This window comes from Caballeronia sp. LZ035 (assembly GCF_031451175.1).
Taxonomy (GTDB): Bacteria; Pseudomonadota; Gammaproteobacteria; order Burkholderiales; family Burkholderiaceae; genus Caballeronia.
In genome coordinates, this window is the sequence record NZ_JARUXS010000001.1 from 1,843,050 (window position 1) to 1,856,492 (window position 13,443).

8 protein-coding genes are annotated in these 13,443 nt (G+C 66.1%); 3 read left to right on the forward strand and 5 right to left on the reverse strand.

What is annotated here, in order from left to right:
- Nucleotides 1-54: 54 nt before the first annotated feature.
- The gene (locus QCE88_RS08810) at nucleotides 55-1,986 is read left to right on the forward strand and encodes a SurA N-terminal domain-containing protein (protein WP_309901024.1); all 1,932 of its coding nucleotides are present in this window, start codon (nucleotides 55-57) and stop codon (nucleotides 1,984-1,986) included.
- A 108-nt stretch (nucleotides 1,987-2,094) separates the two neighbouring features.
- On the opposite strand, the gene QCE88_RS08815 is transcribed toward QCE88_RS08810, so the two are convergent.
- Both QCE88_RS08815 and QCE88_RS08820 read right to left on the reverse strand, forming a co-directional pair.
- Nucleotides 2,095-2,436, reverse strand: coding sequence for a hypothetical protein (locus tag QCE88_RS08815; protein WP_309901026.1), 342 nt, complete (start codon nucleotides 2,434-2,436; stop codon nucleotides 2,095-2,097).
- Nucleotides 2,437-2,563: 127 nt separating this feature from the next.
- The gene (locus tag QCE88_RS08820; protein WP_309903468.1) at nucleotides 2,564-3,259 is read right to left on the reverse strand and encodes an arylesterase; all 696 of its coding nucleotides are present in this window, start codon (nucleotides 3,257-3,259) and stop codon (nucleotides 2,564-2,566) included.
- Between QCE88_RS08820 and QCE88_RS08825 the strand changes: the two genes are divergently transcribed.
- On the forward strand, nucleotides 3,258-3,959 hold the full coding sequence (locus tag QCE88_RS08825; RefSeq protein ID WP_309901028.1) for an ABC transporter ATP-binding protein: 702 nt from the start codon (nucleotides 3,258-3,260) through the stop codon (nucleotides 3,957-3,959). The genes QCE88_RS08820 and QCE88_RS08825 overlap by 2 nt on opposite strands.
- A 50-nt stretch (nucleotides 3,960-4,009) precedes the next feature.
- On the opposite strand, the gene pgi is transcribed toward QCE88_RS08825, so the two are convergent.
- The 3 genes from pgi to QCE88_RS08840 all read right to left on the reverse strand — a co-directional run bounded on the left by pgi (nucleotide 4,010) and on the right by QCE88_RS08840 (nucleotide 9,008).
- Complete coding sequence (gene pgi / locus QCE88_RS08830) at nucleotides 4,010-5,644, reverse strand: glucose-6-phosphate isomerase (protein WP_309901031.1); 1,635 nt, start codon at nucleotides 5,642-5,644, stop codon at nucleotides 4,010-4,012.
- Nucleotides 5,645-5,811: 167 nt separating this feature from the next.
- Nucleotides 5,812-7,377, reverse strand: coding sequence for an NAD(P)H-hydrate dehydratase (locus QCE88_RS08835; protein ID WP_309901032.1), 1,566 nt, complete (start codon nucleotides 7,375-7,377; stop codon nucleotides 5,812-5,814).
- 110 nt (nucleotides 7,378-7,487) lie between these two features.
- A complete protein-coding gene (locus QCE88_RS08840) occupies nucleotides 7,488-9,008 on the reverse strand; it encodes an FAD-dependent oxidoreductase (protein WP_409018068.1) in 1,521 nt (506 codons plus the stop codon).
- Nucleotides 9,009-9,207: 199 nt separating this feature from the next.
- Between QCE88_RS08840 and purL the strand changes: the two genes are divergently transcribed.
- Nucleotides 9,208-13,245, forward strand: a complete 4,038-nt coding sequence (gene purL, locus QCE88_RS08845; RefSeq protein WP_309901036.1) for a phosphoribosylformylglycinamidine synthase — start codon at nucleotides 9,208-9,210, stop codon at nucleotides 13,243-13,245.
- Nucleotides 13,246-13,443 lie beyond the last annotated feature (198 nt).

Genomic DNA, 13,443 nt, shown 5'->3' on the forward strand with positions numbered 1-13,443 from the left:
TTCCCCTCCCGCTGTTGTAATATCGAGCGTTTTGTTCCGACAACGCAGCGCTACATGCTCGACTTCTTCCGAAATCACCAGCGCCTGATGATGGCCCTGCTGATCCTGATCGTGGTGCCCGGTCTGGGTATCGTGGGTATCCAGGGTTTCAGCAACTTCTTCGACGAAAACGCCTGGGTCGCCAGTGTCAATGGCCACAAGATCACGCGTCCCGAATTCGACAACGCCTTCCGCCAGCAAGTGGATCGCGCCCGCTCGATGCTCGGCTCGCAGTTCGACGCCAAAATGTTCGACACGCCCGAAGCCCGCGCCGCGATGGTCGACAGTCTCGTGCAACAGCGCGCACTCGCCGACGAAACCCAGCGCCTGCACCTGACCGCCTCCGATGACGCCGTGCGCCGCGCACTGCTCGCCGACCCGGTGATCTCGTCGCTGCGCAAGCCGGACGGCAGCATCGACGTCGAGCGCTACAAGCAGCTGCTCGCCATGCAGGGCATGACGCCCGCGCAATACGACGAGCGCATGCGCTACAGCATTGCCACCGAGCAGATTCCGGGCAGCATTCAATCGACTTCGTTCACGTCGAAGTCGCTCGCGCAAAGCCTCACCGAACTCGCCGAGCAGAAGCGCGCGGTGCAGGGCATGTCGCTGCGCAGCGCCGACTACACGGCGAAGATCCAGCCGACCGACGCGCAGCTCACCGCTTACTACGACGCGCATCGCAACGCCTTCGCCACGCCCGAGACGGCCACGATCCAGTATCTGGTGCTGTCGCCAGGCGCGATCGCGGCGGTGTCGAAGCCGAGCGACGCCGACCTCAAGAAGTACTACGACGACAACATCCAGCGCTACCGCACGGAAGCGCAGGTGCGCGCGAGCCACATCCTGATCAACGCACCGAAGGACGCAAGCGCCGCCGACAAGGCCAAGGCCAAGCAGAAGGCCGAAGCGCTGCTCGCGCAGGTGAAGGCGCATCCGGACCAGTTCGCGCAGATCGCCCAGAAGAATTCGGAAGATCCCGGCTCGGCAAACAAGGGCGGCGATCTCGGTTACTTTGCGCGCGGCCAGATCGCGGGCGGCAAGGACTTCGACGACGCCGCGTTCAGCCTGAAGAAGGGCGAGGTGAGCAACATCGTCGAGTCGGACTTCGGCTATCACATCATCCAGGCCACCGACGTGAAGCCTGCCGTCACGAAGCCGTTCGACGAAGTGAAGGACGCGCTCGCGAAAGACTATGCGGCGCAACAGGGCGCGAAGGGTTTCGCTGACGACTCGCAAGGGTTCACGGACCTGGTCTACGAGAAGTCGAAGTCGCTGCAACCCGCCGCCGACAAATACAAGCTGTCCATTCAGACCGCGACGGTCGGTCCGAAGCCGAATCCGCAGTTGCCGCAGGACAACCCGCTCAACAACGCGAAGTTCCTCGCTGCCGTGTTCGCACCCGATTCGGTGAAGGAGCGCAACAACACGCAGGCCATCGACGTCGGCAACAGCACGATGATCGCCGCGCGCGTGACCGACTACAAACCGTCCGCCGTGCCCGCGTTCGACGCCGTGAAGGACCAGGTGCGCAAGCAGGTCATCGCGGAGATGGCAGCCGCCATGGCGAAGAAGGAAGGCGAGACGAAGCTTGCCGATCTGCAGAAGTCGAAGTCGACTGATGGCTTCACGTCGCCGATCACCGTGTCGCGCAATGATGCACAGGGCTTGCCGCCCGCGGCGCTCAGCGCGATTTTCAAGGCGGATGCAGCGAAGCTGCCGGCTTACGTGGGCGTCGACCTCGGTGCCGACGGTTACGCGATCTATCGCGTGAACGGGGTCGAGAAGCCGGCCACGGTCGCGGCCGACCGCCTGGCCGGTGCACAGCAACAGATCGCGCAGGTGTATGCGCAGGCGGAAATGGAAGCCTACACGGATGCGCTGAAGGCGCGTTCGAAGATCAAGCTCAGTCACGCAACGGCGCCGGATCCCTCGACTTCGAATTGATGCGCTGATCGCAGTATGCAAAAGCCCCGCTATCCGAAGAGTAGCGGGGCTTTTTTCATTCACGCCCGACGCGCTGGAAGCGCGCGGGCAGTCCACTTCGACACGACCTTACAGGCAAGCCTGCACGTCGCCGCTGGCCTGGCTGCCGGCCGCACCCGAAGCGCGGAAGCCGACCCACGAGCCCGAGCCGGTATAGGCCGGGCGAATCACGGCGGCGGCGCCGTTCGGCGGCTGCTGGCCGGGAACGTAGACATCGACGGCCTGATCGTTCGCCAGCGTGTCTTGCGACACGACTTGCTGCTGCGACTTGTCGGCCCACTTCTGGGCGACGCATTGCGCCACGGCCTTCGGCGCCTTCTGACTCGTGCCGACTTGCTGCACGCCGGCAGGCGGTTGGGCGGCACAGGCCGAGATTGCAACGGTCAGGGCGAGAAGAGGGATAAATTTCACGTGACCTCCTTGTCGGATCGCTCTCTCAGTACGAGCGGGGTTATAAGAGTTACGCGAAAGTCTCAGATGACTGAATCGTGGCCGTGTTCCGCGTCAGGTTGAACAAGCCGTGCGGCCGGCGTGTCGACTAATGCGACGCGCCCGCGCCCAGCAAGGGTTTCAAGCTTGGCCAGACGTTGTTCAATAGCAATGGCTGGGCCTGCACCGTCGGATGGATCTGATCGGCCTGGAACATCGAGGGCGTTTCAGCGATGCCCGCCAGCAGGAAAGGCACGAGCGGCACGTTCTTCTCCTTCGCGATGCGCTCATAGACCGCATGGAACTTTTGCGTGTAGTCGGGGCCGTAATTGGGTGGAACATACATGCCGATGAGTAAAACCTTCGCATGCGCAGCCTGCGATGCATCGACGATACCGCGCAGGTTCGCCTCGGTCGTCGTGAGCGGCACGCCGCGCAGTGCATCGTTGCCACCCAGTTCGACAATCACCACAGCAGGCTTGAGCCGCGCGAGCACGGCGGTGAGGCGCGCGCGTCCGCCGCTCGTGGTGTCGCCGCTGATGCTCGAATTCGCGACGCTATAATCGAGACGCTCTTGCGCGAGCTTGCCGCGCAGCAGATTGACCCAGCCGGTATCGCGCGGCAGGCCGTATTCCGCGGAGAGGCTGTCGCCCAGCACGACGATCGCGGGCCTGGTTTGCGTCTGCGCGGGCGTCGCGGGTTGAGGCGCTGCCTGGGCATCCGCTGCCTGCGCCGTGACGCAAACCGCCATCATCAGGCCCAGCACGGGAAGCGTGCCGCGCAAGTTTTTCTTCAGGGTGTCCATGCAAAACAAGATAGAGCCGGTCATCGAAGTTCGGGGATTGAACAAGCGGGTGAAAGACGCAACGGGTGAACTGACCATACTGGATCAGATCGACCTGTCGATCGCGCAGGGCAGCAGCGTGGCGATCGTCGGTGCGTCGGGGTCGGGCAAGTCGACGCTGCTCGGCCTGCTCGCGGGATTGGACAGCGCGACGGAGGGCTCGGTTCGCCTGCTCGGCAAGGAGCTCTCCACGCTCGATGAAGACCAGCGCGCCGCGCTGCGCAGCGGGGCCGTGGGTTTCGTGTTCCAGTCGTTCCAGTTGATGCCGCATCTGACCGCGCTCGAGAACGTGATGCTGCCGCTCGAATTGCGCGCCGAGATGCCGCACCATGAAATCGCCGCACGCGCCCGCGCATTGCTCGATCAGGTCGGTCTTGCGCAACGCATGGGGCATTATCCGAAGCTGCTGTCGGGCGGCGAACAACAGCGCGTCGCGCTGGCGCGGGCGTTCGTCACGCATCCTGCCGTGCTGTTCGCCGACGAACCCACCGGCAGCCTCGACGCCGCCACCGGGTACGCGATCATCGACCTGATGTTCGAGATGAACCGCCGCAATGGCGCGACGCTCGTGCTCGTCACGCACGACGCGGAACTCGCCGAGCGCTGCGACGCGACCGTGACGATCGAAGCCGGACGCATCGTCAACGGGTCGGGCGTATAAAAAAAGCCCGCGACGCGTAGGCGCGCGGGCTTCATTGCAACGAGACAACTTCAGCGCTTCAAGGCCTTGCGCGCCCGCGCGATCAGCGCCGACGTCGACGAATCATGCTTCGCCGGATCGGCACTGGCCGCGGTGATGTCGGCCTCGACCACCTTGCCGAGAATCTTGCCCAGCTCCACGCCCCACTGATCGAACGAGTTGATGTTCCACACGGCGCCTTGCACCAGCACCTTGTGTTCATACAGCGCGATCAGCGCGCCGAGCGTCTGCGGCGTCAGCGCGTCGAGCATGATGGTGGTGGTCGGACGGTTGCCGGGGAAGCTCAGGTGCGTCGCCAGTTCTTCCTTGCCCGGACCCGCCACCTTCTTCGCTTCCTCCAGCGTGCGGCCGAGCATCAGCGCTTCGCTCTGCGCAAAACAGTTCGCCAGCAGCTTCGCGTGATGATCGACGAGCGGATGCTCCGGTGTCAGCACCGCGATGAAGTCGATCGGGATGATCGTCGGGCCCTGGTGCAGCATCTGGAAGAACGCGTGCTGGCCGTTCGTGCCGGGCTCGCCCCAGATCACGGCGGCGGTAGGGTAATCGACCATCGTGCCGTCCAGACGCGCCGACTTGCCGTTGCTCTCCATCTCCAGCTGTTGCAGATACGAAGGCAGGAAGTGCAGCGCTTCCGAATACGGCGCGATCAGATCGCTCTGCGAGCCGAAGAAGTTGCGATACCAGATGCCGATCATGCCCATCAGCACCGGCAGGTTCACGTTGAGCGGCGCGGTGCGGAAGTGCTGGTCCATCGTGTCCGCGCCTTGCAGCAGCGCGTCGAAGTTGTCCGGGCCGACCGAGATCATGATCGAGAGGCCGACCGCCGACCACAGCGAATAGCGCCCGCCCACCCAGTCCCACATCTCGAAGACGTTCTCTTTCGCGATGCCGAACTTGACCACTTCGGCCGGATTCGCCGAGACGCCGACGAAATGTTTCGACAACTGGTCTTCGGGACAGCCGGACTTGAGGAACCAGTCGCGCATCGAGTGGGCGTTGGTCATCGTCTCGAGCGTCGTGAAGGTCTTCGAGACGATGATCGCGAGCGTTTCCTCCGCGTCGATCTGCTGCAGCACGTTGTAGATATCGGCGCCATCGACGTTGGACACGAAATGCGTGTCGAGCTCTTTCGAGGCGAGATGATGCAGCGCATGGACGACCATCTTCGGCCCGAGATCCGAGCCGCCGATACCGATGTTCACCACATGGCGGATACGCTTGCCGGTGTGTCCGGTCCACGCGCCGTCGCGGACCTTGGTGGCGAAGGCGGCCATCCTGGCCTTTTCGGCTTCCACTTGCGCATGGAAGGGCGCATCCGGCGACTGGGCGCGCAAGGCCGTGTGCAAGACCGCGCGATGCTCGGTGACATTGACGATGTCGCCGTTGAACATCGCGTCGCGCTTCTTCGTCACGCCGGCTTCCTCGGCGAGCTGGATCAGGAGCTTGAGCGTGGCCTCGGTGACGCGGTTCTTGGAAAAGTCGATGGAAAGCCCGCCGCCTTCGAACGTCAGACGTTCGGCGCGCGTGGGCGCGCTGTCGTTTTGCGGCGCGAACCAGTCGCGCAGGCGCTCGCCGGAAATGGAGTCGTAGTGCGACTGGAGCGCCGACCAGGCAGGAAGCGAATTGAGCGTCGAGGTTTGGGTCATGAGCGGTCCGTTAGTCTGAGGGTGACAGAGGAAGTCGTTCGTGCAATGCCTGCGCGGCCGGGGTCAGCGTGTGTCGTGAACGCGGTGACGGATGCCGCGGATGCCCGAATCGAAAAGAGTATAGCGACGATGCATGAACGGCTGCTTGCAACGTGTCGCGGGCGCGTTCAGGGGTGATCTTTACGTGCCGCGTAGAAGCGCCGGTTGAGCAGCGCGCGCACGGTCGGCGCGAGTTCGCCCGCGGTCAGGCCGGCCGGGCCGATGCCTTGGTCGGTGAGCGTCTGCGCGGCCAGACCGTGCAGATAGACGCCGGCCAAAGCGGCTTCATACGCGGGCAACTTCTGCGCGAGCAATGCTCCGATCAAACCGCCGAGCACGTCGCCGGTGCCGCCCGTCGCGAGGCCGGCATTGCCGGTCGGATTCACGGCTACGCGGCCGTCTGGCGCCGCGATCACGGTGCCCGAGCCTTTCAGCACGGCGACCGCGCCGTAACGCGCCGACAACTGCCGCGCCGCCGCGATGCGGTCCGCCTGGATTGCTTGCGCATCGCTTTGCAACAGACGCGCCGCTTCGAGCGGATGCGGCGTCAGCACGCACGGGTCGCCCTGCGCGCCGCGTGCCGCGACGGCGGCCGCCAGCGGTTCGTCCCGGGCGACGAGATTGAGCGCATCGGCGTCGAGCAGTTTCGGGACATCGAGCTTCAGGACGTCCTCGAGCACCTTGCGGGCGCGCGCACTCGTGCCCATGCCGCAGCCGATCGCGAGCGCATCCATCTTGTCGAGCGCGAAGCCTTCGACGTGATGCAGCATCAGTTCCGGATGCGGCGGGTCATAGGGCGGAAAGCCGTCGCCCAGAAAGGCGATGTTCACCTTGCCCGCGCCGCTGTAGAGCGCCATGCGCGCCGCCAGCACGGGCGCGCCGCACATGCCGGTGTCGCCGCCGATCACCGCGAGCGAGCCGAAAGTGCCCTTGTTGGTCGCGTTGTCGCGCGGCGGCAGGGCCGGGCCGAACAGCGCGGGCGCATTCAGCACGATTGACGGCGCCGTGCTCGCTTCCAGCTCCAGCATGGCGACGAACAACCGGCCGCTGAGATCGCGTCCCTGCGACGTGAAATGCCCCGGCTTCGCGCCGATGAAAGTAAGCGTGTCGGTCGCGCGCACGGCGTCGCCGCCGCGCACCGGCGTGCCGGTGTCGCTGTCGAGGCCGCTCGGCACGTCGAGCGCCAGCACACGGCCCGCGCTCCGCGCCCGGCGCGTGAGCCGCGCGGCGAGCTCCGCGAACACGCCTTCGAGCGGCCGCGTGAGGCCGATGCCGAACATGCCGTCGACGAGCCAGCCGAAGCCGTCGAACGAAGCGGGCGGCGCGGTATCGATGGGCACGCCCGCCGCACGCGCGGACGCCAGCGCCCAGCGCGCGTCGTCGGGCTTGACCTCGATGGGCATGCACACCTGCACGGCAATTCCCGCGCGATGCAGCCGTTCAGCCATCACGAGCGCATCGCCGCCGTTGTTGCCCGGGCCGGCGACGAGCCACACGGGTTGCGCGCGGCTCGCGGCATCGTGCGACAGGGCGTCCTCCAGCCACTGCGCGGCGGCCGCGCCCGCGCGCGCCATCAGCGTATGCGGCGGCAGCGCGGCCGCGCCGCGTGCTTCGAGCGTGCGCAGTTCGTTCAGTGTCAGGAGCGGGAGCGGTTCGTCTTTCGGCGTGAACCAGGCAGAGCGGGGAACGGTCATGGCGGCGCAGGGAAGGGCGGTCCGGGAATCGGAGCGGTCGGAAACCCGACGCCGTTGCAGCAATCGTGCCCGGCACGCGCACACGAGGTGCGCGGCGAGCGCCGCGCGAACTAGAAGCGTTCGAGACTCAGCGCGGCGAGCGTGTCGGCGGGGAGATCGGGCGTGACGCCGGAGACGAGATCCGCGATCACTTTAGCAGAGCCGCACGCCAGGCCCCAGCCCGCCGGGCCGTGCGCCGCATTGACGAACAGCCGCGGATGGCGCGTCGCGCCGGCAACCGGCAGGCCATCGGCGCTGAGGAGGCGCAGGCCGTCCCAGGCGCGTGCCGCGGACACCCGCGCCGCGCCGGGAATCCAGTCGTGCGTGCCTTGCCCCAGCAGATCGAGCGCGCGGCGCGAGAGCGCGGCGTCCAGCGGCTTGTCGGCCTTGGCGGCGCTCTGCAGCACGCCCGCGCCGCCGACGCGCAGCCGCTGGTGGATGCGCGTCATCGTGATGCGCTTGACCGAATCGACGACGCTCAGATGCGGCGCGCGCTCTTCGTACGCGACCGGCGCCGTGAGCGTATGCACGCGCAGCGGAAACAGCGCTGAGGCGGCCTTGCCTGCGCCTGCCAGCGCGGGCGTGTCCGTTCCGGCCGCGACAACCAGCGCATCGGCCGTCAGCGTTTCGGCGTCGTGCGCGCGCTTTTTGCCTTCGCCTGAAGAAGCCAGCTCCACTGCTGCCCGCGCGCCGTCGAGCCGTAGCGCCACGACCGTCTGCTGCATGCGGAATTGCACGCCGTGTTCCTCAAGGAACTGCTTCAGCTGCTTGGTGAACAGCGGACAGTTCGCGGTGCGCTCCTCAGGCAACAGCACGCCGCCGGCGAAAGCGGGGTCGTCCGGCACGGAAGGCTCGATGGCGACGCATTCTTCCGGCGTCAGCACCCGATGCGGCACCTTGAAGCGTTTGAGAAGCTCGATGGCGGCCTGCGCGTCCTCCAGTTCGCGCGGCTGGCGGAACACGTGCAGGACGCCGCGCCGCTGCTCGAAATCCAGTTCCAGGCGCTGTTCGATTTCGCCGATCACCTGCCGCGACAGGTCGACGAGCGGCGCCAGCAACGTGTACTGGGCCGTGAACGCCTCGGGATCCTGCAACAGCGACAGTTGTTTGACGAACTCGCGCGCGCCGGAGTCGAAGCCGGTCTTGACCACCATGCCGCTCTGCTTCGCGCGGCTCGAGGTCATGAAGGTCGGGCCGAACCAGACATCGAGCGGCGAGGGCAGGAGCGCACCGCCCTGGCCGTAGGTTGCGCCTTGCGCGACGGTCGCGTGCCGCTCGATCACAGAGACGCGATGACCGGCCGCATGCAGCTGATAAGCGGTGGCGATGCCGGCGATTCCTCCGCCGATGACGATGACATCCATGACTGTCGATGCTGAATGGGGTGCTGAACGGCGCCCGTAAGCGCGAGAAACGCGGCGTTGCGCGATGAAACCAGAAGCGCGGCGGACCGGCGCTGAGCGTGGCGCGCACCGGAAGAAAGCGCGCCATGATAGCGCCAAAACCGTTTGCGGGGGCCGGCAATCCGCTTCCAATCCGCACGCGACGGCCGATCGAAAGGAAGCATCGGAAGCCGCGCCACCGCGGCGCATCCAGCGCCAGCAGGACACGACCAGTCAGCCGCCGCTTCCGGGTTATAATCGCGGTCTTCCTTTTGCCTCATGCCGTTTCGCGTGCTCGGTCCGGTTTTGCGAATGTCCAGCTTCGCAGACGGAGCGCCAGACAAGTTTTTTTCGCGCACCAGCGAGCGCCTCGCGAGCGGCACACAGACGTCATCGACGCACCGTCACAATGGCCCACTTCTCGTGTTTCCCCGGCGCTTCGGCCCTCTCCGATTTCCGTCAGACCCGCCTCCTCGAAACGCTCGCCCGCATCGACGCCAACATCGTCGGCGTGCGCGGCCAGTTCCTGCATTTCGTGAATGCGTCGGAACCGCTCACGGATGAAGACAACCGCCGCATCGAGGCGCTGATGCACTACGGCGCGCCCTTCGAGGCATCGAAGGAGCGCGGCGCGACGGAAACCTTCATGGTCGTGCCGCGTTTCGGCACCGTGTCGCCGTGGGCCAGCAAGGCCAGCGACATCGCGCATCACTGCGGGCTCACGAAGGTGCGGCGCATCGAGCGCGGCGTCGAGTACACGGTAATCATGAAGAGCGGCTTCCTCGGCGGCAAGAAGGCGCTTCCCGACGCAGCGCGCGCGGCCGTCGCCGACGCGCTGCACGACCGCATGACGGAAAGCGTCGCCGCCTCGCGCGAGCAGGCGCTGCATCTCTTCGACGAACTGCCCGCCCGGCCGCTGCAAACGGTCGACATCATCGGCACGGGCCGCAGCGCGCTCGAAGCCGCCAACCTGGAACTGGGCCTCGCGCTCGCCGATGACGAAATCGACTATCTGGTCAGTGCGTTCGAAGAACTGAAGCGCAATCCCACCGACGTCGAACTGATGATGTTCGCGCAGGCCAACAGCGAACACTGCCGTCACAAGATCTTCAACGGCGAATGGACCATCGACGGCGCGAAGCAGGACCTGTCGCTGTTCCAGATGATCCGCAACACCGAGAAGCTGAATCACGCGGGCACGATCGTCGCGTATTCGGACAATTCGGCGATCATGCAGGGCGGCATGGCCGAGCGCTGGTTTCCGCGCGGCACGGACGAGCAATACCGGCGTCACGTGGAAATGACCCATACGCTGATGAAGGTCGAGACCCACAATCACCCGACCGCCATTTCGCCGTTCGCGGGCGCGGCCACCGGCTCCGGCGGCGAAATTCGCGACGAAGGTGCGACCGGCCGCGGCGCGCGTCCGAAGGCGGGTCTCGCGGGCTTCACGGTGTCGAACCTGGATTTGCCCGATGCCCGCCGCAATTGGGAAAACGACCGCGACGCCGCTGTGCCGCTCGCCTCGCGCAATCCCGCCGACGCGCATCAGCCGTACGGCCGCCCGGACCGCATTGCGTCGCCGTTGCAGATCATGATCGACGGCCCGATCGGCGCCGCCGCCTTCAACAACGAATTCGGCCGGCCGAACCTCGGCGGCTACTTCCGCACCTTCGAGCAGAACGTGGCGGGACGCGTGCGCGGCTATCACAAGCCCATCATGATCGCGGGCGGCATCGGCAATATTTCGGACCAGCACACGCACAAGCTCGACCTGCCGGCCGGCACGCTGCTGATCCAGATCGGCGGCCCGGGCATGCGCATCGGCATGGGCGGCGGCGCGGCGTCCTCGATGGCCACCGGCGCGAACACCGCCGAGCTCGATTTCGATTCCGTCCAGCGCGGCAATCCCGAAATCCAGCGGCGCGCACAGGAAGTCATCAACAGCTGCTGGCAACTGGGCGACAGCAACCCCATCCTGTCGATCCACGACGTCGGCGCGGGCGGCATCTCGAATGCGTTCCCGGAACTCGTCGATGGCGCGGGCAAGGGCGCGCTGTTCGAACTGCGCAAGGTCCAGCTCGAAGAGAGCGGCCTGTCGCCGCGCGAAATCTGGTCCAACGAAGCGCAAGAGCGCTACGTGCTGGCCATTGCGCCGAACGATCTGCCCGCGTTCCAGGCGCTCTGCGAACGCGAGCGCTGCCCGGTGGCGGTCGTCGGCGTGGCGACCGAGGAGCGTCAGCTGAAGCTCGTCGATGAAGCCAACAGCGGCCAGGAACCCGTCGACATGCCGATGGACGTGCTCCTCGGCAAGCCGCCCAAGATGCATCGCGACGTGAAGCGCGAAAGCGCGCAATTCAACGAAGTCGATGTCACCGGCCTGCCGCTGTCCGAAGTCGCGGTCGAGGTGCTGAAGCATCCGACGGTCGCGAGCAAGTCGTTCCTCATCACCATCGGCGACCGTTCGGTGGGCGGCACGACCGCGCGCGACCAGTTCGTCGGTCCGTGGCAGGTGCCGGTGGCGGATTGCGCGATCACCACGATGGACTACGTCGGCTATCGCGGCGAAGCCATGACGATGGCCGAACGCACGCCGCTCGCCGTGATCGACGCCCCCGCATCCGGCCGCATGGCCGTGGGCGAGGCGGTGACCAATATCGCGGCGGCGCCCATCGCGTCGCTCGACAAACTGAAGCTTTCGGCGAACTGGATGGCCGCCTGCGGCAGCGCAGGCGAAGACGCCGCGCTGTACGACACGGTGCAGGCCATCGGCATGGAACTGTGCCCGGCGCTCGGCATCAGCATTCCGGTCGGCAAGGACTCGCTGTCGATGCGCACCAAGTGGCAGGACGCGCGCGGCGGCGCGCGGGAAGTGGTGTCGCCGGTGTCGCTGATCATCACGGCGTTCGCGCCGGTCGAGGACGTGCGCCGTCACCTGACGCCGCAACTCGTCAACGACACGAACACGGTGCTGATCGCCATCGATCTCGGCCGCGGCCGCAACCGCATGGGCGGCAGCATTCTCGCGCAGGTCACGCAGCAGGTAGGCGACACGGCGCCGGACGTCGACGATCCCGAAGACCTCAAGCGCTTCTTCACGGCCATTCAGGCGCTGAACGCGGACGGCAAGCTGCTCGCCTACCACGACCGCTCGGACGGCGGCCTGTGGGCGACGGTCTGCGAAATGGCGTTTGCGGGTCACGTGGGCGTGTCGCTGAACGTGGACATGCTGACGCTCGACCCCAATCACGAGTCCGATTACGGCGACGCGAAAGACTGGACGAAGCAGACCAGCGGCCGCCGCGAGGACCGCACGATGCGTGCGCTGTTCTCGGAAGAACTCGGCGCGGTGGTGCAGGTGCGCGCGGCGGAACGCGACGCGGTGCTGGTCGCGCTGCGCGAGCACGGTTTGTCGGCGTGCTCGCATGTGATCGGCAAGCCGAACGAAAGCGGCGCCATTGAGGTCTATCGTGACGCGAAGAAGATCTTCGATGCACCGCGTGTCGAGTTGCATCGCGCGTGGGGCGAGGTCAGCTGGCGCATTGCGCGCCTGCGCGACAACCCCGCCTGCGCCGACGCCGAATACGACGCGCTCCTCGACGCCGCCGACCCCGGTATCGCGCCGGTCCTGAGCTTCGATCCGGCAGAGGACGTGGCGGCGCCGTTCATCGCAACGAAAGCACGGCCGCGCGTCGCCATTCTGCGCGAGCAGGGCGTGAACTCGCATCTGGAAACCGCGTACGCATTCGACCGCGCCGGTTTCGACGCGCACGACGTCCACATGAGCGACCTGCTGGAAGGCCGCGCCACGCTGGCTGACTTCGCGGGCGCGGTGGCGTGCGGCGGTTTCTCGTACGGCGACGTGCTGGGCGCAGGCGAAGGCTGGGCGAAGACCATCCGCTTCAATGCGCAACTGGCCGACATGTTCGCCGCGTTCTTTGGCCGCGCTGACACCTTTGCGCTCGGCATCTGCAATGGCTGCCAGATGATGTCGAGCCTGGCCTCGATCATCCCCGGCGCCGAGCACTGGCCGAAGTTCACGCGCAACAAGTCGGAGCAGTTCGAGGCGCGCTTCTCGCTGGTCGAAGTGCAAGCTTCCCCGTCGATCTTCTTCGCCGGCATGGAAGGCTCGCGCATTCCGGTGGCGGTTGCGCACGGCGAAGGCTTCGCCGACTTCTCGCAGCAAGGCGATCAGGCGAAGGCGCTCGTCGCGATGCGTTACGTCGATCATCGCGGCAACGCAACCGAACAGTACCCGTTCAATCCGAACGGTTCGCCGCAGGGCATCACGTCGGTCACCACGCCCGATGGCCGCTTCTCCGTGCTGATGCCGCACATGGAACGCGTGCATCGCAACGTGCAGATGAGCTGGACGCCCGAAGACTGGACCCAGGACGGCAGCCCGTGGCTGCGCGTGTTCCAGAACGCGCGACGCTTCCTCGGCTGATTCGCTGGATCAAGCTCGCCCGACAACGCCCCGAAGTTCACGCTTCGGGGCGTTTTATTTTGTACGGAAGCTTTCTGCACGTTTCAGATTGCCTGTCGGCAGATATCCCAAAAAAATGGGGCCGTAAGTAGCGGGTATAGTGCTCCGACGCGTCCGGGCGACGTGTGTCGTTCACGGAGGCAAGATGCGGCGGTGGGT

Bases quoted from the DNA above. Each gene is read 5' to 3' on its own strand.
- QCE88_RS08810 (WP_309901024.1), top strand. From the start codon at position 55: ATGCTCGACTTCTTCCGAAATCACCAGCGCCTGATGATGGCCCTGCTG.
- QCE88_RS08825 (WP_309901028.1), top strand. From the start codon at position 3,258: ATGCAAAACAAGATAGAGCCGGTCATCGAAGTTCGGGGATTGAACAAG.
- QCE88_RS08820 (WP_309903468.1), bottom strand. From the start codon at position 3,259: ATGGACACCCTGAAGAAAAACTTGCGCGGCACGCTTCCCGTGCTGGGC.
- pgi (WP_309901031.1), bottom strand. From the start codon at position 5,644: ATGACCCAAACCTCGACGCTCAATTCGCTTCCTGCCTGGTCGGCGCTC.
- QCE88_RS08835 (WP_309901032.1), bottom strand. From the start codon at position 7,377: ATGACCGTTCCCCGCTCTGCCTGGTTCACGCCGAAAGACGAACCGCTC.
- QCE88_RS08840 (WP_409018068.1), bottom strand. From the start codon at position 9,008: ATGCGCCGCGGTGGCGCGGCTTCCGATGCTTCCTTTCGATCGGCCGTC.
- purL (WP_309901036.1), top strand. From the start codon at position 9,208: ATGGCCCACTTCTCGTGTTTCCCCGGCGCTTCGGCCCTCTCCGATTTC.